Source organism: Ideonella dechloratans, assembly GCF_021049305.1.
GTDB classification, from domain to species: domain Bacteria; phylum Pseudomonadota; class Gammaproteobacteria; order Burkholderiales; family Burkholderiaceae_C; genus Ideonella; species Ideonella dechloratans.
In genome coordinates this window covers 3,708,513-3,729,782 of record NZ_CP088081.1, presented here as the reverse complement: position 1 = coordinate 3,729,782, position 21,270 = coordinate 3,708,513, and the positions used below count along the sequence as shown (strand labels likewise).

General features: G+C 69.9%; 20 protein-coding genes. 7 read left to right on the top strand and 13 right to left on the bottom strand.

Annotated elements, in window-relative coordinates; genetic code table 11:
* The first annotated feature begins 3 nt into the window (after positions 1-3).
* Positions 4-786 carry an HAD family hydrolase gene (locus LRM40_RS17390; protein ID WP_170288992.1) on the top strand — a complete coding sequence of 261 codons (783 nt, stop codon included), beginning with the start codon at positions 4-6 and terminating at the stop codon, positions 784-786.
* Entirely contained in the window at positions 780-1,586 is an 807-nt protein-coding gene (locus LRM40_RS17385) for a phosphodiesterase (protein WP_151125950.1), read from the top strand. The genes LRM40_RS17390 and LRM40_RS17385 overlap by 7 nt, the downstream gene beginning before the upstream one ends.
* Positions 1,587-1,611: 25 nt before the next feature.
* Here the strand turns inward: LRM40_RS17385 and LRM40_RS17380 are convergent, their stop codons facing one another.
* Entirely contained in the window at positions 1,612-1,917 is a 306-nt protein-coding gene (locus LRM40_RS17380; RefSeq protein WP_151125951.1) for a hypothetical protein, read from the bottom strand.
* A 112-nt stretch (positions 1,918-2,029) separates the two neighbouring features.
* On the opposite strand from LRM40_RS17380, the gene LRM40_RS17375 reads away from it, so the two are divergent.
* The gene (locus tag LRM40_RS17375; RefSeq protein WP_151125952.1) at positions 2,030-3,256 is read left to right on the top strand and encodes a lanthionine synthetase C family protein; all 1,227 of its coding nucleotides are present in this window, start codon (positions 2,030-2,032) and stop codon (positions 3,254-3,256) included.
* Positions 3,257-3,271: 15 nt separating this feature from the next.
* Here LRM40_RS17375 and LRM40_RS17370 read toward each other — a convergent pair whose 3' ends face one another.
* The 3 genes from LRM40_RS17370 to LRM40_RS17360 all read right to left on the bottom strand — a co-directional run bounded on the left by LRM40_RS17370 (position 3,272) and on the right by LRM40_RS17360 (position 4,717).
* A complete protein-coding gene (locus LRM40_RS17370) occupies positions 3,272-3,634 on the bottom strand; it encodes a VOC family protein (RefSeq protein WP_151125953.1) in 363 nt (120 codons plus the stop codon).
* A gap of 61 nt (positions 3,635-3,695) precedes the next feature.
* Positions 3,696-4,304, bottom strand: a complete 609-nt coding sequence (locus LRM40_RS17365; RefSeq protein WP_151125954.1) for a MerR family transcriptional regulator — start codon at positions 4,302-4,304, stop codon at positions 3,696-3,698.
* The gene (locus tag LRM40_RS17360) at positions 4,280-4,717 is read right to left on the bottom strand and encodes a hypothetical protein (RefSeq protein ID WP_151125955.1); all 438 of its coding nucleotides are present in this window, start codon (positions 4,715-4,717) and stop codon (positions 4,280-4,282) included. Before LRM40_RS17360 ends, LRM40_RS17365 begins: the two co-directional genes overlap by 25 nt.
* Positions 4,718-4,830: 113 nt before the next feature.
* Here LRM40_RS17360 and LRM40_RS17355 point away from each other — a divergent pair, with 113 nt between their 5' ends.
* Positions 4,831-6,072, top strand: coding sequence for an MGDG synthase family glycosyltransferase (locus LRM40_RS17355; protein WP_151125956.1), 1,242 nt, complete (start codon positions 4,831-4,833; stop codon positions 6,070-6,072).
* A 3-nt stretch (positions 6,073-6,075) separates the two neighbouring features.
* Here LRM40_RS17355 and LRM40_RS17350 read toward each other — a convergent pair whose 3' ends face one another.
* Both LRM40_RS17350 and LRM40_RS17345 read right to left on the bottom strand, forming a co-directional pair.
* Positions 6,076-8,421 carry a hypothetical protein gene (locus LRM40_RS17350; protein ID WP_231067624.1) on the bottom strand — a complete coding sequence of 782 codons (2,346 nt, stop codon included), beginning with the start codon at positions 8,419-8,421 and terminating at the stop codon, positions 6,076-6,078.
* Entirely contained in the window at positions 8,376-9,218 is an 843-nt protein-coding gene (locus LRM40_RS17345; RefSeq protein ID WP_151125186.1) for a hypothetical protein, read from the bottom strand. Before LRM40_RS17345 ends, LRM40_RS17350 begins: the two co-directional genes overlap by 46 nt.
* A 154-nt stretch (positions 9,219-9,372) precedes the next feature.
* Here LRM40_RS17345 and lplT point away from each other — a divergent pair, with 154 nt between their 5' ends.
* Entirely contained in the window at positions 9,373-10,593 is a 1,221-nt protein-coding gene (gene lplT, locus LRM40_RS17340) for a lysophospholipid transporter LplT (RefSeq protein ID WP_151125185.1), read from the top strand.
* Here lplT and LRM40_RS17335 read toward each other — a convergent pair.
* Positions 10,573-11,826, bottom strand: coding sequence for a glycosyltransferase family 4 protein (locus tag LRM40_RS17335; RefSeq protein WP_151125184.1), 1,254 nt, complete (start codon positions 11,824-11,826; stop codon positions 10,573-10,575). The genes lplT and LRM40_RS17335 overlap by 21 nt on opposite strands.
* Positions 11,827-11,968: 142 nt before the next feature.
* On the opposite strand from LRM40_RS17335, the gene LRM40_RS17330 reads away from it, so the two are divergent.
* On the top strand, positions 11,969-12,607 hold the full coding sequence (locus LRM40_RS17330) for a hypothetical protein (RefSeq protein WP_231067623.1): 639 nt from the start codon (positions 11,969-11,971) through the stop codon (positions 12,605-12,607).
* A 92-nt stretch (positions 12,608-12,699) separates the two neighbouring features.
* Here LRM40_RS17330 and LRM40_RS17325 read toward each other — a convergent pair whose 3' ends face one another.
* Positions 12,700-14,355, bottom strand: a complete 1,656-nt coding sequence (locus LRM40_RS17325) for an aminotransferase class III-fold pyridoxal phosphate-dependent enzyme (RefSeq protein ID WP_151125182.1) — start codon at positions 14,353-14,355, stop codon at positions 12,700-12,702.
* A gap of 65 nt (positions 14,356-14,420) precedes the next feature.
* On the opposite strand from LRM40_RS17325, the gene asd reads away from it, so the two are divergent.
* The gene (asd, locus tag LRM40_RS17320) at positions 14,421-15,287 is read left to right on the top strand and encodes an archaetidylserine decarboxylase (RefSeq protein ID WP_151125181.1); all 867 of its coding nucleotides are present in this window, start codon (positions 14,421-14,423) and stop codon (positions 15,285-15,287) included.
* An 18-nt stretch (positions 15,288-15,305) separates the two neighbouring features.
* Here asd and LRM40_RS17315 read toward each other — a convergent pair whose 3' ends face one another.
* From LRM40_RS17315 to LRM40_RS17295, 5 genes are all read right to left on the bottom strand, one after another.
* Positions 15,306-16,790 carry a PKD domain-containing protein gene (locus LRM40_RS17315; RefSeq protein ID WP_151125180.1) on the bottom strand — a complete coding sequence of 495 codons (1,485 nt, stop codon included), beginning with the start codon at positions 16,788-16,790 and terminating at the stop codon, positions 15,306-15,308.
* 873 nt (positions 16,791-17,663) lie between these two features.
* A complete protein-coding gene (locus LRM40_RS17310) occupies positions 17,664-18,191 on the bottom strand; it encodes a hypothetical protein (protein ID WP_151125179.1) in 528 nt (175 codons plus the stop codon).
* Positions 18,188-19,501: a hypothetical protein gene (locus LRM40_RS17305; protein WP_170288931.1), complete on the bottom strand. Its 1,314-nt coding sequence runs from the start codon at positions 19,499-19,501 to the stop codon at positions 18,188-18,190. The genes LRM40_RS17310 and LRM40_RS17305 overlap by 4 nt, the downstream gene beginning before the upstream one ends.
* A 231-nt stretch (positions 19,502-19,732) precedes the next feature.
* Positions 19,733-20,290 carry a hypothetical protein gene (locus LRM40_RS17300; protein ID WP_151125177.1) on the bottom strand — a complete coding sequence of 186 codons (558 nt, stop codon included), beginning with the start codon at positions 20,288-20,290 and terminating at the stop codon, positions 19,733-19,735.
* Positions 20,265-21,269: a hypothetical protein gene (locus tag LRM40_RS17295; RefSeq protein WP_151125176.1), complete on the bottom strand. Its 1,005-nt coding sequence runs from the start codon at positions 21,267-21,269 to the stop codon at positions 20,265-20,267. The genes LRM40_RS17300 and LRM40_RS17295 overlap by 26 nt, the downstream gene beginning before the upstream one ends.
* Position 21,270 lies beyond the last annotated feature (1 nt).

The following is a 21,270-nucleotide window of genomic DNA, read 5'->3' as shown; positions in this document are numbered from 1 at the left end:
CCCGTGCCCACCACCATTCCTTCCGAACACCCGCTGCCCCGCGTCGTGCTGACCGATGTGGACGACACCCTCACCTGGGAGGGCCGTCTGCCGTCCGTCACGCTGGCGGCCATGGAGCGCCTGGCCGCGGCCGGCATCGCCCTGGTGCCCGTCACCGGGGCCTGCGCGGGCTGGTGCGACCAGATCGCCCGCACCTGGCCGGTGACCGCGGTCATCGGCGAGAACGGCGCCTTCACGATCGAGCGCGAGGGCCGCCATCTGCGCTACCGCGACTGGCAGGACGAGGCCACCCGCATGCGCCACCAGGCCTGGCTGCAGAAGGCGGCTGCCACGCTGCTGCGTCAGTACCCCGGCCTGCGCCTGGCCCTGGACAACACCTACCGGCGCTGCGACCTGGCGCTGGACCACGCCCAGGAGGTGGTGCCGCCGGTGCGTGCCGACACGGTGCGCGAGGCCGTGGCCGCCGCCCATGCCCTGGGCGTGCAGGCCACCGCCAGCTCCATCCACATCAACCTCTGGCTGGGCGACTTCAGCAAGAAGGCCGCCTCGCTGGCCTGGGTGCGGCGTCACCACGGATGGACACCGGACCAGGCCCCGGGCTACGCTGCCTTCGTGGGCGATTCGCTCAATGACGCCCAGATGTTCGAGACCTTCCGGCGCAGTGTGGGCGTGGCCAACATCCGGCCGCATCTGGCCGCGCTGCCGGTGCCGCCCGCCCACATCACCCAGGCGCCCGGCGGCCTGGGTTTTGCGGAATGGGTGAACGAGGTGCTGCTGCCATGCTGATCGCGCAACTGAGCGACTGCCACATCACCCGCCCGGGCACGCTGGCCAGCGGCCGGGTGGACACCGCGGCCCTGCTGCAGCAGGCCGTGGCCAGCGTGGCCGCGCTGGACCCGGCGCCCGACCTGGTGCTGCTGACCGGCGACCTGGTGGACAGCGGCCACCCGGCCGAGTACACCCGGCTGCGGGCCCTGCTGGCGCCGCTGCGCCTGCCCATGCGCCTGCTGCCGGGCAACCATGACGACCGGGCGGCGCTGCGCGAGGCCTTCCCGGAGCAGCCCTGGGCGGCCGAAGGCCCGTTCGCCCAGTGGGTGCTGGACCAACCCCAGGGGGGCAGCACGCTGCGCCTGATCGGGCTGGACACGGTGATCCCCGGCCGGCCCGGCGGCATGCTTTGCCGCGAGCGCCTGGACTGGCTGGCCGACACCCTGGCGCAGGCCCCGCAGCGGCCCACCCTGCTGGCCCTGCACCACCCGCCCCTGCACACCGGGCTGCAGGAGATGGACGGCATGAACCTGGGCGAAGGCCGCGAGGCCCTGGCCGGCCTGCTGGGGCGCCACCCGCAGGTGCTGGCCCTGCTGTGCGGCCACCTGCACCGCCACATCCATGGCCAGCTGGCCGGGGTGCCGGTCATCGTCGCGCCCGGCACCGCGCACCAGATCGCGCTGGAGCTGCGCCCCGGCCAGCCGGCCCGCTTCAACCTGGAGCCGCCGGGCTACCTGCTGCACCGCTGGAGCCTGGCCGACGGCCTGGTCACGCTGGGCGCGGTGACGGGCGACTGGCCCGGCCCCTACGCCTTCTGAGCCGGCATGGCGGCCCGCCGGGGCTTCAGAGCAGATGCTTCTCGCGCAGGTGACGGGCCAGGCCGCAGTAGCCCTGCTGCATCAGGATCTCGTTCTCCAGCCGGGCGGGCAGCAGCTCTTCCTTGAGCTTGGCGGCGGCCTCCATGCCCTGGGTGTGGCGCAGGAAGCTGATCGTCTCCTCGAACTTCGACACCTCGGTGCGGCAGGCCCGTTCCTGGGGCGCATCGGGCAAGGTCTGCGCCCGCAGCGCGGGGCCGGCCAGGCCGAGCAGAAGACAGGTCAGCGCGGTCAGGCGCGGCAGGCGTCCAGAGCGGGAACCGAAAGCGGGCATGGCGGGACGGTGTGGGTGACGGGTCCGTCACCCCAAGCAGGATGGGTGCCATGCCCGGCACCGCGCTGGCCGCGGCCTAACATCGTGCGCCGCCGTTCCAGGAGCCCGCACCATGCTGTTCGACCCCGCCCGCCACGAAGCCCTGTGCGACACCCCCTGGGACGCCGGACGGGCCCAGGCCGCCCTGCAGGACATCGTCGACGACATCGAGCGCAGCCGCGGGCCCCAGGGCCACTGGCCGGTGCACCCGCAGGACGAGGAGGGCGACACCCCGGCCGGCGGCTTCAAGAGCCTCTATCTGGGCAGCGCCGGCCTGGGCTGGGCGCTGTGGCATCTGCAGCAGACCGGAGCCGTGCAACTGCAGCACACCGACCCGGTGGCCCTGCTGCGCTCGGCCCATGCGGCCTACCTGGCCGCGCCGGACACGGGCGAGGTCGTGCCGTCCTTCTACCTGGGCGAGGCCGGCATCCTGCTGGCGCTGTGGCGGGCCACCGGCGATGCGGCCGTGGCCGAGCGCCTGCACGCCCAGGTGATGGCCAACATCGGCCACCCGGCGCTGGAGCCGCTGTGGGGCGCGTCCGGCACGATGCTGGCGGCCCTGCACCTCTGGCGCCTGACCGGCCAGGCGCGCTGGCGCGAGGCCTTCATTCAGAACGTGCAGGCCCTGTGGGCGCGCTGGGACAGCCGCGTGGGCGACGGCGAGCCGTCCGCCTGGGTCTGGACCCAGGACCTGTACGGCCGCCAGGCCCGCTACCTGGGTGCCGCGCACGGCTGGGCCGGCAATCTGCAGCCCCTGCTGCTGGGGGCGGACCTGCTTGCGCCGGCGCAGCGCGCGGCCCTGTACACGCGCTGCGCCGACACCCTGGTGGCCACCGCCGTGCAGGCGGGCGATGGCGTGAACTGGCCGCCCCAGGCCCGGGTGCCCGGCGCCGAGCCGGCCCCCACCAAGTGGCTGATGCAGTGGTGCCATGGGGCGCCGGGCATCGTCACCGCGCTGGCCGGCTTCCCGGTGGGGCAGGACCCGCGGCTGGACGCCCTGCTGCAGGCCGCGGGCGAAGCGGTGTGGGCCGCCGGCCCGCTGGCCAAGGGCCCGGGCCTGTGCCATGGCACGGCGGGCAACGGCCAGGCCTTTCTGGTGCTGCACCAGCGCACCGGCGAGGCCCGCTGGCTGGACCGGGCGCGTCGCTTCGCCATGCACGCCATCGCCCAGTGCGGGCAGCAGCGCCAGGCCCACGGCGTGGGGCGTCACACGCTGTGGACCGGCGATGCCGGTGTGGCCGTCTACCTGTGGCAATGCCTGCAGGCCCGGCCGGGCCTGCCCACGCTGGACTTCGTCTGAGCCCTGGGCGGGGGCTCAGGGCAGGTGGCAGACGGCCTCGACGTTGTGGCCGTCGGGCCCGATGACGAAGGCCGCGTAGTAGTTGGCGTGGTAGTGCGGGCGCAGGCCCGGCGGGCCGTTGTCCTGCCCGCCCGCGGCCAGGGCGGCCTGGTAGAAGGCGTCCACCAGCGCACGGCTGCTGGCGGTGAAGGCCAGGTGCAGGGGGGTGGGCGGCAGGTCGTCCTGGTGCAGCCAGAGCGAGGGCTTGCCGGGCAGGCCCAGGCCCACGCCGTAGTCGCCCTCCATCACCACCCCCACGCCCAAGGGGGCCAGGGCCTGGACGAAGAAGGACTTGCTGGCAGGCAGGTCGCTGGCGCCGAAACCGATGTGGTCGAACATGGTGGCCTCCTGATCTGGGGTGTGTGGCAGACGCCCCAGTGTGCATGGCGCGGGCAGGCTGTCAACGCGGGGCCGCCCCCGGTGGGGCTTTCGCCTGCGGGTCCGGGCCGTGGCGGGCGGCCGCCCGGAGGCTGCGGATCTGCGCGGCAGGCAGCCCCAGGGCACGCAGAAAGCGCGCGTGCGCGACGGGGTCCTGCTGTTCGAATTCCTGGTGCCAGCGCTGCATCTCGGCCTCGTCGAAGCCTGCGCGCTGCAACAGGGCCACCCAGTCGGCCTTGCTGCGGCAGGCGGGGGCATCTGCCAGCGCGGGGTCGGCCAGCAGGCGGGCGAGCTGGCGCTGCTGCTGGCGCAGCCGGGCCATCTCCTGGCCCAGTTCCAGCAGGCGGTCCTGCAGCAGGGTGTGGGCCACCGGGGCTGTGGCGTCGTCACGCGGCCGCGCCAGCAGGGCCGCGATGGCGGCGAGCGACAGGCCGGCCTCGCGCAGCTGCCGGATCTGTTGCAGCTGTTGCACCTGGGCCGGCCCGTAGAGGCGGTAGCCGGCCGCGCTGCGTGCGCCCGGCAGCAGCAGCCCCAGGGCTTCGTAGTGCAGCACCGAGCTGCGGGCCAGGCCGCAGGCACGCGCCAGGCGGCCCAGGGTCATCGGCGTCATGTCGGCTCGGGGGCGGGGCATGGCGGCAAGGGTAGCCGGTCGGGCGGCACGGCGTGCTGGCGGGCGGCCTCGCTGGCCAGCCGCGCGGGCGAATAGTGCCGTGCCAGCAGTGCCTGGGCGTCGCGGCGCAGGGTCGGCTCGCGCTGCAGGCACAGGGTCCAGGGCTGGCCGGGCGTGCCGGCGCCGGCTGCGGCCATCAGGTGCAGCAGGGCTTCGGTGACGGTGGCGTGCACCTTGCCGGGCACGCCCAGGCGGGTGGCCAGCCGGCGCAGGCCCGCCAGGTACAGGGCCTGCGCCCGGGGCAGCGGGTGGCGCTGCAGCAGCAGGCCGCCCGCGCGCAGGTGGCCGGCATGGTCGAAGTCGGCCGCGGGCAGCTCGCCGGCGAGGAAGGCGGCCAGCCAGCGGGCGTCGTCGCAGGCAGGGGGTGGGGTCATGACGGTATCTCCATGCAAGGGACGACAGCGTGCACCTGACGGCCGCCGTCAGGTCAAGCGCCCGTCATGGCGGCGTCACAGGGACGTCATGCCCACCCCGCACCCTCCCGGGGATGACCCGAACCGTGGACTTGGTGTATTTCAACGCGGGCGGTGGCCACCGGGCCGCGGCGCAGGCCCTGCAGGCCGTGCTGCAGCAGCGACATGGCGCTGCCCTGCAGGTGCGGCTGGTGAACCTGATGGCGGTGCTGGATGCGCAGGACCGCTTCCGGCGCCTGACCGGCATGGCGCCCGAGGATGTCTACAACCGCCGCCTGGCGCGCGGCTGGACCCTGGGCCTGACGCAGGAGCTCAAGCTGCTGCAGGCCTCGGTGCGCTGGGCCCACCCCTGGCTCGTGCGCCTGCTGCAGGCGCACTGGGCCGAGACGCGGCCGGACGTGGTGGTCTCGCTGATCCCCAACTTCAACCGCTGCCTCTACGAATCGGTGCAGGCCGCGCGGCCGGGCACGCCCTGCGCCACGGTGCTGACCGACCTGGCCGACACGCCGCCGCATTTCTGGATCGAGCCGGGGCAGGACCAGTGGATCGTCTGCGGCACCGAGCGCGCGGTGCAGCAGGCCCTGGCCCAGGGCGTGGCGCCGCGCAATGTGCACCGCGTCTCGGGCATGATCCTGCGCCCGGCCTTCCACGCCATGGCCCCGCTGGATGCGGCAGCCCGCGCCCAGGCGCTGCAGGCACTGGGCCTGCAGCCGGGCCGACCCACCGGCCTGGTGATGTTCGGCGGCCAGGGCTCCATGCAGATGCTGCGCATCGCCCGCAGCCTGCCGCAGGTGCAGCTCATCCTGGTCTGCGGCCACAACGCCCTGCTGGCCGAGCGCCTGCGGGCGCTGCCCGTGCCCGAGGGGGGCGCGGCGCGCGCGGTGCTGGGCTTCACGCCCGACGTGGTGCACTACATGCAGCTGGCGGACTTCTTCGTCGGCAAGCCGGGGCCGGGCTCGCTGAGCGAGGCAGTGCAGATGGGCCTGCCGGTCATCACCTTCGAGAACCGCTGGACCATGCCGCAGGAGCGCTACAACGCCCAGTGGGTGCGCGAGCAGGGCCTGGGCGAGGTGGTGCCCTCGGTCAAGGCCATTGCCGGGGGCGTGGCCCGTCTGCTGGCCGACCTGGGCGCGGCGCAGGCCCGCGTGCGCGGGGTGCGCAACCAGGCCGTGTTCGAGGTGGCGGACCTGGTGGACCAGCGGCTGATCCAGGCCCGGGCGCCGCATCCGCAGCCCCAGGCTTCTTCGGCCCATGCGGCCCCGGCCGTGACGGGTGGCGCCGAGCCGGACGCGCTGGCCCCGGCCCCGGCGCGCTGAGGCTCAGCGCCCGCCGTAGTGGTACCTGGTCGTGCGGGCCCAGTCGCTGTCGGGCCAGAGCTTGTGCAGCAGGCGGAAGGCGTCGCGCGAGTAGGTGGGCTCGGGGGCCGGCTGGCCGTTGGCGGGCACCGGCGGGCGGCATTCGTTGCGGGTGCTGGCCACGAAGAAGTGCAGGGCCTTGGGCGCCTCCGGGTCGGCCGGCTTGCCCTGGGCCCAGGCCAGCAGCGTGGGAGCCAGGTAGGCATTGCGGTTGGGCAGGGCGTCCAGCAGGGCCTGCTCGCGCCGGGCCTCGGCCTGCTGGGCCGGGCTGAGGAAGGCCGGCGGCGTCAGGGCCAGCGCATCCTGCGCGCCCGTGCCCCAGCCCTGGCAGCCCCATTCGGTGTCGTTGCCCTGCGGGTCCACGCGGTGCGGGTGCAGCTCGGGCGTGTTGACGAAGATGACCGTGGCGGCCAGGCGCTTGGCCTCGGGCGTGGTTGCCTGGACGAAGCGGGTGTAGAGGTGCGCCGTGGTGCCGCGGCCCTGGGCCAGCGTGGGTGCCCAGGTGTCGGCCGTGGCCCAGTCGCCCAGCAGCACCGCGCGGGTCCACACGGCTTCGATCAGCCCGGTCTTCACGGCGGCGGGCAGGTCCGGCCGGGTCGGCAGGGTCTTGAGCAGGGACAGGGGCAGCGCGCGGTAGAGGCGGCGCGGGAAGTCCTCGTCCAGGCCCATCACCGGGGCGGCGGGCGGGGTGGCGGCTCCGGTGGCAGAGGCCGCGTCCTCACGGGCGATCGGCGTGCCCGCCCCGGTCTCCGCCATCTGGCGCGGCGCGGCGGCCAGGAAGGCTTCCAGCGTGGGCGCGGTCACCAGCTTCAGGGCCAGCCAGCGGTTGCGGGTGGCGGTGTCCATGGGCTGGGGCGGGTGGGCCAGCAGGCGGCTGACCTCGGCGTCGGCCGCGGCGGCCTGACCGCCCTCGATCTGCAGGCGCAGCAGGTGGTAGCGCAGGTGCAGGTACAGCGGCGAGGAGGCGGGCACGGCCTCGGCGGCGCGGCGCTCGGTCTCGCTCAGCTGCAGGGCGGCGGGCCGGGGCTGGGCCTGGGCGAGGAGGGCGGCCAGCCACAGCACGGCGGCGGGGCTGCCGGCCGGGGCGGCCTGGGCCTCGCGCCGGGCCAGGGCCAGCGCGGCCGGGCGCTGCTCGTCGCCGGCCTGCATTGCGCCGATCCAGCGGGTCATCGGGTCGCCGGCCTGCATCAGGCCGGGGCGGTTCTCCAGACCGGGCTGCTGCTCCAGACTGTCGAGCAGCACCAGGTAGTCGCTCAAGGCGCGCACCTGTGCCGCGTCCATCGGCGCCTGGCTCAGCGGGCCGGCCAGCTCGGCGGCCTTCTCGGCCGGGCGCAGCCGGGCGTCCACCCAGCCGAGCAAGGCGGCGGCGGGCGCGAACTTCGGGGCCTGGGCGCTCAGCTCGTCGCGCGCGGTGCTCAGCCACTGACGGGTGCGCTCGCTGCGCTCGGGCTGGCCGTCCGGCCCGAGGGCCAGGGTGGCCTGGCGCAGCAGGCAGCGCGCGGCCAGGTAGCGGCCCCAGGGCTGCCAGGGCGAGCTGCCGTCCAGCGCGATGGCCAGGAAGCGCTGGCGCGCGGCCTCGTACTGGCCGGCGTAGAACAGCGCGGCGGCGCTCTGGTAGGCGTGGTCGGCCCGCAGCCAGGCCGGGGCCTCGGCCGGCAGGGCCGGGGGCAGCACGGCCGGCGGCTGGGTGGCCTGGCCGAACTGGACACCCGGGGGCGAGCAGTTGGCGAAGACCGCATCCTGCTGGGCCAGCCAGCGCGCGGCCCACTGCGGCGCGGCAACACTCTGGCGCTGGCGTTCGGCCAGGGTCTGGCGGGCGCGGTCGAAGGCGTCCTTGGGGCAGTTCAGGAAGAAGCTGTAGTCGGGCGTGGCCCGCTCGGCCTCGATCTTGACCGGTGCCGCGCCGGCCTGGGCGCGGGTGGCCAGCCAGGCGGCGATGCCGGTGGCGTCCTCGTCGTGGCGGGCCTGCCAGTCGGGGGCGGTGGGGCCCACATGCCAGCCGTCCACGTTGAGCGCGGTGGTCTCGGCCGCGCTCAGCGGGTGGCCCTGGGCCGCGCGCCAGGCCAGCGCCAGGTAGACGCGCCAGTAGCTGCCGGGCACGACGCCCAGGCGGCCGGCGGCGTAGCCGGGCAGGGCGGCCTCGGTGACATGGTGCTCGGGGGCGTAGGCGTTCTCTTCGTAGCCATCGCCGCCGCTGGCCCGGGCGGCGGGCAGGGCGATCAGGCTGCTCAGGCCGGCCAGCGCCAGGGTCCGTGCCAGGGTGCTCAGCGCGCGGCGGGGGGCGAGGGGGTGTTCAGCAGGGCGGTCCATTGGTCTCGGGTCCAGGGCTGGGGGGCGAAGTGGTAGCGGCGCGGGGCCTGCAGGCCGGTCACCGGCGCTTCGTCGGTGGCGGTGCCGGCGGCCTGCTGGCAGTAGGGGCGGGGAAAGTGCCCGTCGCGCGCCAGCAGGGCGCGCAGGGTGCGGTCGTCGCGGTCCATGCGGAAGGCCATGGGCACGATCTCGTCGGCGGGCAGGCCGTCCATCCAGGCGTCGCCTGCGCACCAGGAGGCCAGGGCGGTCATCGACAGTGCGACCTCGGCCGGCAGCCGCGCGCGCAAGGCACGCACCACCTCGGCCAGGAAGGGCCGCTGCGAGCGCCGCACCTCGAAATCCAGCTGCAGTGCGTGCACCGGCTGGCCCTGCACCAGGCGCAGCGCGCTGGCCACGATGGCCTCGCGCTGGGCGGGGTTGAGGGCGGGGTGGTCGCGCGGGTCGGCGTCCACATGCAGCACCGGCAGCAGCACGGTGCCGGGCGAGACGCGCAGCGGCTGGGCGCGCGGCCGGATGTCGGCGGCCTCGCCGCGCAGTCGGATGGACGTGGCCAGCCAGGCCACGCCGGTGTCCGGCGGCAGGCCGCGCAGGTCCTCGGGCCGCTCCCAGGCCCAGAGCATCTGCGGGGGCAGCTGGGCCAGGCCGGGGTGCGGCGCGGGCCGCAGCGGGGTGCTGGCGCGCAGGCCGGTGGCCAAGCTCAAGGCCAGACCCAGACCCAGACCCAGGCTCAACGCCAGCCCGGCGCGGGCCAGCCGCCACCGGGGCGGTCGGGCAGGGCGAAGGGGCGGGCGCGGCATGGCGGGCACTCTAGCAGCGGCCCCGGGCGCGGCCCATCCACCGCAAGGGGGTGTCGCACGGCTGTCATCACCGTGGCACGGCGGGCCGGTCTACTGCGCGGTTTTGCGACGTTTCGCACGTGTCGGGCGACAGCCCAGGGGGACAGACAGCGGCATGCCACGGGGTTTCCTTCTTCTGATCGCGGCGCAGTTCACCTCGGCCCTGGCCGACAACGCGCTGCTCATCGTGGCCATCGCGCTCTTGCAGCAGCAGGGCCTGCCGGGTTGGTGGGCGCCGCTGCTGAAGTTCTCCTTCACGCTGTCCTATGTGCTGCTGGCGCCGGTGGTGGGCCCGCTGGCCGACGCCCTGCCCAAGGCCCGGCTGATGGCCTGGATGAACGCGCTGAAGATGCTGGGCCTGGGCGGCATGCTGCTGCCGGTGCACCCGGTGGCGGCTTATGCGGTGGTGGGCCTGGGTGCGGCCGGCTATGCGCCGGCCAAGTACGGCCTGGTGACCGAGCTGGTGCCGCCGCACCAGCTGGTGGCGGCCAATGGCTGGATCGAGGTGTCCATCGTCTGCGCGGCCCTGCTGGGCACGGTGCTGGGCGGCGGCCTGGTGTCGCCGACGATGCTGAGCCTGGGGCTGGAGGTGTCGCTGGGCCTGCTGCTGGGCCTGTACGGGCTGGCGGCGGTGCTGCAATGGGGCGTGCCCGACAGCGGCGCGCGCTACCCCAAGGCGGTGTGGCACCCGCTGGCCCTGAGCGCGGACTTCTGGCGCGCCAACCTGCGCTTGTGGCGCGACGCGGCCGGCGGCCTGTCGCTGTCGGTGACCACGCTGTTCTGGGGCGTCGGCGGTGTGCTGCAGTTCGCGGTGTTGCGCTGGGCCACCGAGCGGGTGGGCCTGGGCCTGGACCGGGCCGCCTATCTGCAGGCGGTGGTGGCCCTGGGGGTGGTGGCCGGGGCGTCGCTGGCCGGGCGCTTCGTGCCGCTGCACCGGGCCATGCGGGTGCTGCCGGCCGGCGTGGCCCTGGGCGGGCTGATCGCGGCGGTGGCGCCGCTCACCACGCTGGGACCGGCCCTGCCGCTGCTGGTGCTGACCGGCGCGGTGGGCGGCATCCTGGTGGTGCCGATGAACGCGCTGCTGCAGCACCGCGGCCACCAGCTGCTGACGGCCGGGCGGTCCATCGCGGTGCAGGGCTTCAACGAGAACCTGAGCGTGCTCACGATGCTGGGTGTCTACGCGGGCCTGCATGCGCTGGCCCTGCCCCTGGTGCCGCTGATGATGGGTTTCGGCGGCCTGATCGCCGCCTTCATGCTCGTGCTGATGGCCCGCCGCCGCGCGCTGCGCCGCCAGGCACGTCTGGGCGCGTGCGGCTCAGGCGCGGGCCAGCGGTGAGGCGCTGACGCCGGCACCTGCCTCCGCGCGCAGCACGGGGCGGCCGGCGATCAGGTCGGCGTAGAGGCGCTCGATCTGGTCGATGATGCGCTCCCAGCCCAGGGTTTCGGCGGTCAGGCGGGCGTTCTGACCCATCACGCGCAGGCCTTCCGGGTCGCGCGCCAGGTCCACCGCCATGCGCTGGAAGGCCGCCATGTTGCCGAAGGGCGCGAGCATGCCCGAGTGCTGCGGGCGCACCAGCTGGGCCGCGGCCGCGTAGTCGAAGGCCAGCACCGGCAGGCCGCTGGCCATGGCCTCGGGCGTGACGTTGCCGAAGGTCTCGGTCAGGCTGGGGAAGAGCAGCAGATCGGCGCTGGCGTAATGGGCGGCCAGGTCCTCGCCGTGCCGCATGCCGGCGAAGATGGCCTCGGGCAGGCGCTGCTGGATCTCCTTGCGGGCCGGGCCGTCGCCCACCAGCACCAGGCGGGCGCGGGGCTGGGCCTGGCGCAGGGCCTCGTAGGCCTCGATCAGGGTGCCCAGGTTCTTCTCGGCGGCCATGCGGCCCACGTGCAGCACCACCAGATCATCCGGCGCCACGCCCCACTGTTCGCGCAGCGCGGCGCTGCGGCGCAGTGGGTGGAACAGGGTGGTGTCCACCCCGCGCGAGACGACGATGACATTGCGGAAGCCGTAGTCGGTGAGCTGGCGGCGCAGGCCCTCGTCGGGCGTCATCGTGCACTGCGTCAGGTTATGGAACTTGCGCAGGTAGGCCATGATGGGCTTGTGCAGCCAGCCCACGCCGTAGTGCTTGCTGTAGGCGTGGAAGTTGGTGCGGAAGTCCGAGCACAGCGGGATCTTCAGGTGCGCCGCGGCCTGCAGGGCCGACCAGCCCATCGGCCCTTCGGTGGCGATGTGCACGATGTCGGGCCGCTGGGTGGACCAGAGCTTGACCAGGGTGCGCTTGGAGGTCAGCCCCATGCGCAGCTGCGGGTAGCGCGGGATGGGCAGGCCGCGCATCAGAACCTCGTGGAAGCTCTCGCCGTCGATGGCGCGCTCGCCCTTCTTCTGACCCGGCCGGATCAGCTGCAGGTCGTGGTTGTGGGCCCGCAGGCCCTCCACCACGCTGGCGATGGTGCGGGCCACGCCGTTCACCTCGGGCGGGTAGGTTTCGGTGACCACCGCGATGCGCAGCGAACGTCGCTGGGCGGGGTAGTCGTCCACGACGATGTCGGCAACGGTGGTGTCAGGGCGCATGCGCCCATGGTGAGCACGCTTCGCAACAATCCGATGACGGTGCAACCCCACCACACGAAGGGAGATCGTCACGGCAGCTTCATCAAGCCTCGTCATGCTCCGGTCACTCATTTTTCTTGGAGTTGACCCGGTGAACGAGTTCATGAAGCTGCTGCGAGAGCAGCGTTGGGACGACCATCGCTTCTACCACCAGTGCCGCATCAACCAGTCGCTGCACCTGCTGAGCGCGCTGAGCTTTCTGGTGGCCTATGCGCTGTTGTTCGTCGACCCCGCGGCCGCCGGCCTGCTGGGCTGGGGCGTGTCGATGGTCAGCCGCCAGGCGGGCCACTTCTTCTTCGAGCCGCGCGGCTACGACCGCGTCAACGACGTCAGCTTCCAGTACAAGGAAGACGTCAAGGTGGGCTACAACCTGCGCCGCAAGGTGGTGCTGATGGGCATCTGGGTGGCGGTGCCGGTGCTGCTGGCGGTGTCGCCCAGCCTGTTCGGCCTGATCGAGCCGGCCGGCGAGACGGGGCTGCTGGTGTCGGGCTACTGGCACGACGTGGGCATCTTCTGGCTGGCGCTGGGCGTGGGCGGTCTGCTGTTTCGCACCGTGCACCTGTTCTTTCTGCAGGGCGTGATGGCCGGCCTGTGCTGGATGAGCAAGATCCTGACCGACCCGGTGCACGACGTGATGCTGTACTGGAAGTCGCCCTTCTACCTGCTGCGCGGCCAGCGCCTGGACCCGATGGAGCATGTGGCCGCGCATGAACCTGAGGCTGAGGATGTCTCGCTGACCTGAGGACTGCGAGCACCTTCTGCAAGAAGGGCCCGCCGGTGCAAGCCGGCGGGCCCTTGTGCTTGCGGGGTCCGCCAGGGACCCCCTCATGAGGCTCAGCGCTTGCGCCAGTGGGCGATCAGTTCGCGCAGGATCCCGCGGCGGATGCCCTTGTCGCTCTGGCCGGGGGCCTGCCACCACCAGCCGTCGGCCTGCATGGCCTGGCAGGCGGCGACAAAGCGGCTGGCGATGCGTTCGAAGTCCTCGTCGGTGGTGGCCAGGTTGAAGATCAGGCGGCCGGTGCCCACCCAGCTCAGCAACAGGCCCTGGTCGCGCAGGTAGAACTGCAGCATCCAGTTGTAGCGCGAGGGCTGGGTGTAATAGACGGTCCAGACGCTGGTCATGTTGGCCACCCGCACCGGCAGGCCGGCCACTTCCAGCCGCTCGTTGAGTCTGGCGGCGCGCGCGTCCTGCACGGTGTCGAAGCGGGCGTACATCGCCTCGGCCTCGGGCGTGTCCAGGTAGTCCAGGAAGGCCGCCATCGAGGCCATCACATAGGGGTGGGCGTTGAAGGTGCCACGGGCGAAGCAGATGTCGGCCGGGTGGGCGTCGTTGAAGCGGCGCATCAGCTCGCGGCGGCCGCAGACCACGCCCACCGGCAGGCCGCCACCCAGCGTCTTGCCGTAGGTGACCATGTCGGCCTGCACGCCGAAGTATTCCTGCGCGCCGCCGCGGCCCAGGCGGAAGCCCATGAAGACCTCGTCGAAGATCAGCACGATGCCGCGCTCGGTGCAGACCTGGCGCACCTTTTTCAGCCAGGCGGTGGTGGCGGCGCGGTCGAAGTGGGCGCGGCGCGAGCTGTCCACCAGGGACGAGTCGCCCGGCGCGGCCCTGTTGGGGTGCAGGGCCTGCAGCGGGTTGATCAGCACGCAGGCGATGTCATTGCGGGTGCGCAGCACCTCGATGCTGCGGTCATCCTGGTCGCGCAGGGTGTAGGTCTCGCGCGGGGGCAGGGGGTTGCCGGGGCCCGGCTGCACGTCCTCCCACCAGCCGTGGTACGCGCCGCAGAAGCGCACCAGGTGGCGCTTCTTGGTGTGGTAGCGGGCCAGGCGCACGGCCTGCATCACCGCTTCGGTGCCGGACATGTGGAAGCTCACCTCGTCCAGGCCCGACAGGCGCTGGAGCTTCTCCACATTGCCGGCCACGCAGGGATGCAGGGTGCCCAGCACCGGGCCGTAGTCCGCCACCAGGGCGCTGCCCTGGGCGATCAGACGCTTGTAGACGTCGTGGCCGAAGAGGTTGACGCCGTAGGAGCCGGTGAGGTCGTCATAGACCTGGCCGTCCAGGTCGGTCAGCGTGACGCCCTGCGTGGCCACGCCCACATTGCCCAGCTTGATGCGCTGGCGCAGGTAGGGACTGAACTGGAAGGGCACGCGGTACTGGCTGGTGAACTGCAGGTCCGACAGGCCGGGGCGCAGCGCGTCCGTCCAGGCGATGGAGCGGGCATGTTGCTCGCCCAGGCGCTGGGCCAGGGCGGCGAAGCCCTGGCGGCGTTGGGCCTGCACTTCGGCGGGGGCGTCGTCGCAGCCGAAGAACCGCTCGGCGTCATAGGCATAGCCGGGCAGCAGCCGGGCCACCCGCTGCGCCATGCGCGAGTGGCCGGTCAGCGAGGGGTGCTTGGCCATCGACAGCTGCAGGCGGCGAACCACCTTCGGCGCCAGGGTCAGCAAGGCGGCCGCAGCCACGGCGCTCAGGGTCAGGGTCTCGTTCATTTGTCACATCGTCCTGGGAGACTGCTCCCAAAGGCGTATCTGTACCCGCTGCTGTTGACATCCCCATGAAAGTGCTGCGTACCTGGCGTGACCGCCTGCTGCAACAGGAGGACCTGAACTTCCTGCTGACCAACCGGATTCCCCGTTTGGCGGCGACCCATGCGATGGGCTGGTTCAGCCAGATCCGCAGCCCGCTGCTGGCGCGACTGTCCATCGGCGTGTGGCGGCTGTTCACCGAGCTGGACCTGAGCGAGGCCAGGCAGCAGCGCTTCGAGAGCCTGCACGACTGCTTTGTGCGCGAGCTGAAGGACGGTGCCCGCACGGTGGATGCGGACCCGGCCGTGCTGGCCAGCCCCTGCGACGCCATCGTGGGCGCCTGCGGCACGGTGCAGGACGGCCAGGTCTGGCAGGCCAAGGGCTTTCCGTACACGGTGGCCGACCTGTTCGGTCATGCCGACCGGGCGGTGCCTTACCGCGACGGCGTCTTCGTCACGCTGCGGCTGACCTCGGCGATGTACCACCACTTCCACGCGCCGGCCGATGGCACGGTGCAGCATGTGACCCACATCGCCGGCGACACCTGGAACGTCAACCCCATCGCGCTCAAGCGGGTGGAGCGCCTGTTCTGCAAGAACGAGCGCGCGGCCATCCACCTGAGGCTGGACCGCGGTGGCCAGCCGCTGGCCCTGGTGCCGGTGGCCGCTGTGCTGGTGGCCAGCCTGCGCCTGAAGTTCATGGACCTGCTGCTGCACACCCGCTACCGCGGGCCGGACGAACTGCCTTGCAGCGCGCACGTGAACAAGGGCCAGGACCTGGGCTGGTTCCAGCACGGCTCGACCATCATCGTGTTCGCGCCCCGGGGCTTTGCGCTGGTCGAGGGCATCGAGGTGGGGATGCGGGTGAGGATGGGCCAGGCCTTGATGCGCTGGTAAGCCACCGCCCGGCGGGGCTCAGTTGCTGTAATACGGGCCCATCCAGGCCGCCGGCAAGGCCGCGGTGTGGCCCTGGTCTTCCAGGATGGCCCCCCCGTTGGCGGTGTTGTTCCGGTAGGTGAGCGAGCGGCCGCCCAGCACCAGATCCAGCACGGTGTTGGCATTGCGCACGAAGGTGTTGGACTCCACCAGGACGTTCTGGACGCCTTCGGCCGAGCTGTCATTTTCCGGGCTGATGGCCACCGTCCACTGGTTGGTGTCCGCTGCGTTGCCGAAGCGGTTGTGCGACACCACCACCTGGTCCGAATACCAGGCGTCGTCGACATACTGGTTCGTGTAGGCCGTGAGGCCACCGCTGTGCAGCTTCAGGCTGTGGTAGATGCCCGCCGGATTGATGCCCTTGAGCTCGTTGTGCGCCACGATGGCCTTGCGCAGCTTGGTGAAGCGGGCCGTGTGGTACTTGGAGACGCCCATCACATTGCCCAGCATGGCGTACTGGGAACCATCGCCATAGAGGTTGTAGCCGCCGTCGTTGAACGAGCCGGTGACGGTGTTCTCCACCACGAAGATCTGCTGGGCGTAATAGAAGGCACTGGTGGGCACCACGCGGTAGGGATCGGACTGGGCCCAGTAGCTCATGCCGCCGGTGTAGATACCATGGTTGTCGCTGGCGGAGGTGAGGTCCAGTCGGTAGAGCAGCACCTGCTTGCCCAGGCTCTGCGTCACGTCCTTGGCCACGGCCAGATCCATGACCGTGATGTCGGTGGCGAAGTTGGCCGTCTGCGGACGCGTGGAGCCGATGCCCACGGAATTGACCACGGGCAAGGCCCCGGTCCCGTAGCTGCCCACCTGCACGCCGGCGTTGCCATCCTGGATGTCGATGTCGCCAAAGGTCTCGCCCCGGGCCAGCAGCACCCGCTTGCCATTCCAGCCGGTGCCGGTGGGCAGGGCGGTGGCCTTGGCCGCGCCAGTGGGGCAGCCGGTGTAGCGGCTCGCGCCGGAGACGCAGACCGTCTGGCTGCCGGCGTAGGCGCTGTCGGGCGAGCTGACGTTGACCGTCACCGTGGCACTGGACTGGCTGCCGGTGCCGGGGTCCGTGGCCGTCACCTGAACGGTGTAGGTGCCCGCCACATCGAAGACATGGGCGGCGATGGGGCCACCGGTCTCGGTGTTCTTGGGCAGACCCGACACGGCCCAGGTGAGCCCGCGGTCATCGCCGAAGTTGAAGGCGTAGTTCAGCTGGCGGAAGGTGTCCAGGCCCAGGGTGGTGCTGGTGCCGGTGGCGTCGAACTGAACGGCCAGCGGTGCGACACCTGAAATGCGCGAGGCGGTGAGGGCGGCCGTCACGGGGCCCGCTGGCGTGGAAGGAGTCGAAGGTGTGGAGGGCGTGGAAGGTGTGGAAGGTGTGGAGGGCGTTGCGCCCGAGGTGCCCGAGCCGCCACCGCAGGCCGTCAGGGCGGTGACCACCAAGGGCAGCAGCATCGCGCGGAATCCGGTCGACATCACGTATCTCATCCTGAATCATCAACGGCGGGCGCCCTCGGAAAAGGGCGGCTTTGCCCGATCAGCCAACGACGGTGGCGTGATGCGCTGCCGGACAACGTGGCTCGAACTGCTTGGGCCGGGTACTGCAAGATTGGAATGTAGCCGCGAATGCGGCGGGGCCTGGGATTCCCGTTTGCCTTCCGACCGCGCCGTAGGGGCGTGCCCTCATCACCGGCGCCTCTGTCGGCAAGGTGAAGTTCCGGCTCCCCAGAACGAAATGGGGCTCGGAGGGACGGGGATCTGTCAGAAACTCGATCCTTACCGGCTGACCAGCCTGCCAGATGTTGACGGTACGCTGCTGCTCGCTCACGCAGATGCTGTGGGTCCTGGGGGGACAGCAGCTCAAAACGCAGGGTGTCTCCTCCATCTTCGCCACGAAGCTGATCGCTTACCTGCGACCGGAATGCGATTCGTCGGAGTTCCCTGGTAGATCGGTGCGTTGATGCGGCTGGACATTACCCGCATCAGGGTATCGGGGCATAACGGCTGGGCAGGCCGACCTGGAGCAGGTTGACCGTTCCCGCCGGTTGACTGCGGGGATTCACCGAGGGCGGAGGTGCTGCTGTGCCCTTGACGAGGTCTTCCACATCGCTTGGCGACAGGCGGTGGCAAGAAAACGCAGCGGTTTCACGACCCGATCGGGCATGGTGCAGTGACGCTGCGCCGAAGGCGGTCAGAAGCACGCCGAGCGCGCCCGATCCAAAGCCACTGCTCCATGCGCACGGTCTGTTGCGCGAGTGCGTGGCGGCAAGCGGCCACTTGGCTGTGAGAAGTCACGCGCAAGGGGCTCCGTTTCAGCTACTGGGGCTCTTCGCAAAGCTGCCGCCGTCATCACAGTCCGTTGATGAGAAAGCGGCGGGGCGTTCCTGTGAGTTCGTCTGGGTAGGGGTCTCTCAGAAACTCGATCCATACCGTCTGACCAGCCCGCCAGACGTTGACGGCACGCTGCTGCTCGCTCACGCAGATGCTGCGGGTCCCAGGGGACAGCAGCTCAAAACGCAGGTTGTCGCCCCCATCTTCGCCACGAAGCTGATCGCTCACCTGGATCGGAATGCGATTCGTCGGAGTTCCCTGGTAGATCGGTGCGTTGATGCGGCTGGACAGCACCCGCATCAGGGTATCGGGGGCATGTCGGCTGGGCAGGCCGACCAAGAGCAGGTTGACCGTTGCCGCAGGTCGACTGCGGGGATTCACCGAGGGCGGAGGTGCTGTTGTGCCCTTGACGAGGTCTTCCACATCGGTTGGCGACAGGCGGTGGCAGGAAAACGCAGCGGACTCACGACCCGAGCGGACATGGTGCAGTGACACTGCAGCGAAGGCCATTACGAGCGTGCCGAAGATCCAAAGCCGCGGCTTCATGCGCCTGAGCTCTTCGCCAGGCAGGCGCAGTGGGCCACCAGCGCCGCGCGACCCGCCTCGTCCACCTCTGCCAGCTTTGCTTCGTACCACTGTTGGAGTTGTTCGGCCGGCATGACATGCAGCAGCAACTCTGCCGACTTGCTCAGGAACTCGGAAAAGAAGGGAAAGCCGCGCATCCAGACAAAGGTGCTGTCGGTGATACCCATGGCTGAGTAGCCTTGCGCAAGCCATTCCAGGTGCTCCTGGCAGGCGTCGTAGTGCCCCGCCTGACTCAGTGAGGAGAGGTAGGCCGTGCGCATCTTGGCGGGCGGCATGTCCTGGGCGGAGGTGTTCATCTCCACCGCGCGTTCAAACCAATGGGTGCCGCGCGTCAGATCCTGCGCCATCACCGCCGTGGTGGCGATCTGCAGTGCATTGTGGCTGCTGGGTTCTAGAGCGAACAGGCGCTCGAAGTCATGGCCGGCTGCAGCCCACTGAGCCAACCGCGAATGCGCCAGGGCGCACAGACGCCAAGCGTCAGCCTGGATGCTCCGCGTGCCGCTGCGTACATGCGGCTTGGCCGCCTCCAGGCAGGCTTCAAACCGCACCCCTTCCAGGGCCGCCACCGCGGGCAGCAGTTCCTCGGGCGTGTCCGGCTCTTCCGATGGCGTGGCCTGCGTGTCCCGCTCCGGCGTCGCCGCAGGCATTCGGTGCAAGGCTTCGAAGATGGCATCCGACACCAGGCCGGCGGCCAGCAGAGACAGGCGGGCGGGTTTGACCTTGCCTTCGGCGCTGCGCTCGTACATGCGCAAGTCGATGTCGATCCAGCGGGCCTGCGGGTCTTGCGGCACCGACCGCCCTTGGATCTTCAGCGTCAGCCAGGTGCCTGCCGCCGTTGAAACGGTCACATCGGCCGCTGGCCGCAGCGACAGCAGGAACGCCGTGCCACGGCTGGCCAGTTCTTCCTGTACCTGCGCGGCTTCGCCACGGCCCAGCCACAACTCCTGCTCCCAGACCTTGCGTGCCCACTGGTGTTGGCTCTCGCTGTAGGGGTTGGCGGCCTGCTGCCCCACCATGTCCCAAGTCAGGGCGAGGATGACGGCCAGTTCCAGCAGAGCGCCGATACCGGGCCAGAGCGCGGCATCCCACCCGCCCAGGCGAAAGAGCGTCCATGGCGCCAAGCTTCCAAAGGCGGGGGCCAGCCACCAACGCACACTGAAGCTGACCAGCAGGGAAGCCAACAGCCAGCCTTGGCTCAACCGGCGTTGCCGTGAATGGCTCCAGTCGGCCACCCAGCCAAAGGCCACGCCGTAGGCCAGCATGGCCAGCACGGTGCAAATGGCCCAACTGATCACGCCATACGCATGGCCGGCCGCCCAGGCCAGTGCGGCGCCCAGCAATGCGCTCGCAGGCAGGCCGGCACCGGCCCAAATCAGCCAGGCCCTGAGACCAGCGCGGCCGGAGGGGATGTAGGGGGGGATGGAGGATGAGGAATCAGCAGGCGATGGAGCGCGCATTGGTAGAACATTGAAGGGCGAGTACACCCTTTGGGGACAGTATGGTCAATGCACGTCGGACGATGGTGATGAAATCTTCTTGAACCCACTTGGGGATATCAAGAACCGATGGACCTCAGGCCCGGTCATCTCTGCATTCAAGGTGCTGAACTCCAGTTCGGATGAATCAAGCTTGATGGCGTCGGCTGGGTTGTCGGGGATGCTCAAATCGGGCAGGACGAGCGTGACATTGTTTTCGCAGCTTTGCAGAGGGATGGAGTCAACCAGCCGCAGTTTTTTCGATGAATAGACGATTAAGGCCAGACGGTCTTCACTGCCAGCGCCGCATCGGGAAAGTGGTAGCTCTTTAGAAGGTCGTCGGAGAATCACAAGCGCTGCATCCGAGATTCGGACTTCGCCATTCACGGAGATGAGGGCGGTGTCTTTCAAAGCCTTGGCCAAGACGGGGGAATAGCTGCTTTTTTCAATTGCCTTTTGGTTCAGAATGAAGCGATTTTCATCAACATGAAGCGCAGCGGTGCAATTGAATGAAATTGGCAGCAATGTGAGCAGAAGAAGGGCTATTCTGAGGAATCTATCAATTGCCGTTGACATGGTCTGCATAGCAAACACCGGAGTAAATCCAAGTGTGATCTTTGTCTTGGCCGCTCTTTCCTTTTGAATAGGTTGGCTGATCCCTTTGGTGAAGATCCTCAGCGCTTTTGTTTTGATTGCCTTCATTGTTGGTGTCCCATCCAATGTTTCCGGTTGCGGGGTCGCACAATATGTTTGACTTTCTCTCCCAGGCTTCGCTGGTGGCGTTCCAATGGTAATAGCTCCCCCCATTCCAGCGGGAGTAAGTTTCATTGGAGATCATTTCCTCGGTCGCCGCCGGTGTTGGGTGGGATGCAAACATGGATTTGGCGGCCTTCTGTTTCTGTGCATACAGGTGGGATCCAGCCTTAATATTCTCTTTCCAGCTCCATGCCTGCTCAAAACTTGGGGCGGGGTTCGTCATCTGTGTAATTCCAAAGCCCTTGTCGAAAGCGACGATGGGTTCACCATCAAGATCGATAAAATGCTTTGTGCCTGTTTCCTGATCTAGAAGTTTGTCAAATCCGACCGTGTCTGGAATGGTGAGCAGAAATGCTGATACCTCCGACTTTGTTGGGTTCTTTCCGAGTATATATACACTGCGTTTGAAGGTCAGTTTTTCAACCTTGGCCTCTACGGTGAGAAGTCCGCCAAGGGTGCGGTTGTTCAGGTTTGCCCGCCAGGTGGTTCCTTCCGTTTGTGCGGAACCCGCTTCGGAGAAGCTCTCAATCAACTTGCCACGGGGTTTCTCTTTCAAGCCGCTGACCTTGGCATCCCAAACTATTTTCCAGCTCCACTGAACCGGTCCTGCCGCATCGGTTTTGATCTCAAAGTCGATTTGAGGCATTTCTGCAGCATTTGAGATATAGAACTTCTCGCCACTTGCCGGCCTTACCCAAGTGCCCACGTCCTCCAAGACGACGACCTTGACCAAGGTGTTCTTCGTTTTGTTGGTCTTTCCTGCCCCCTTCTTGCTTGAGCTCGGGGTGGAATGCTTCTTCGTTGCCATG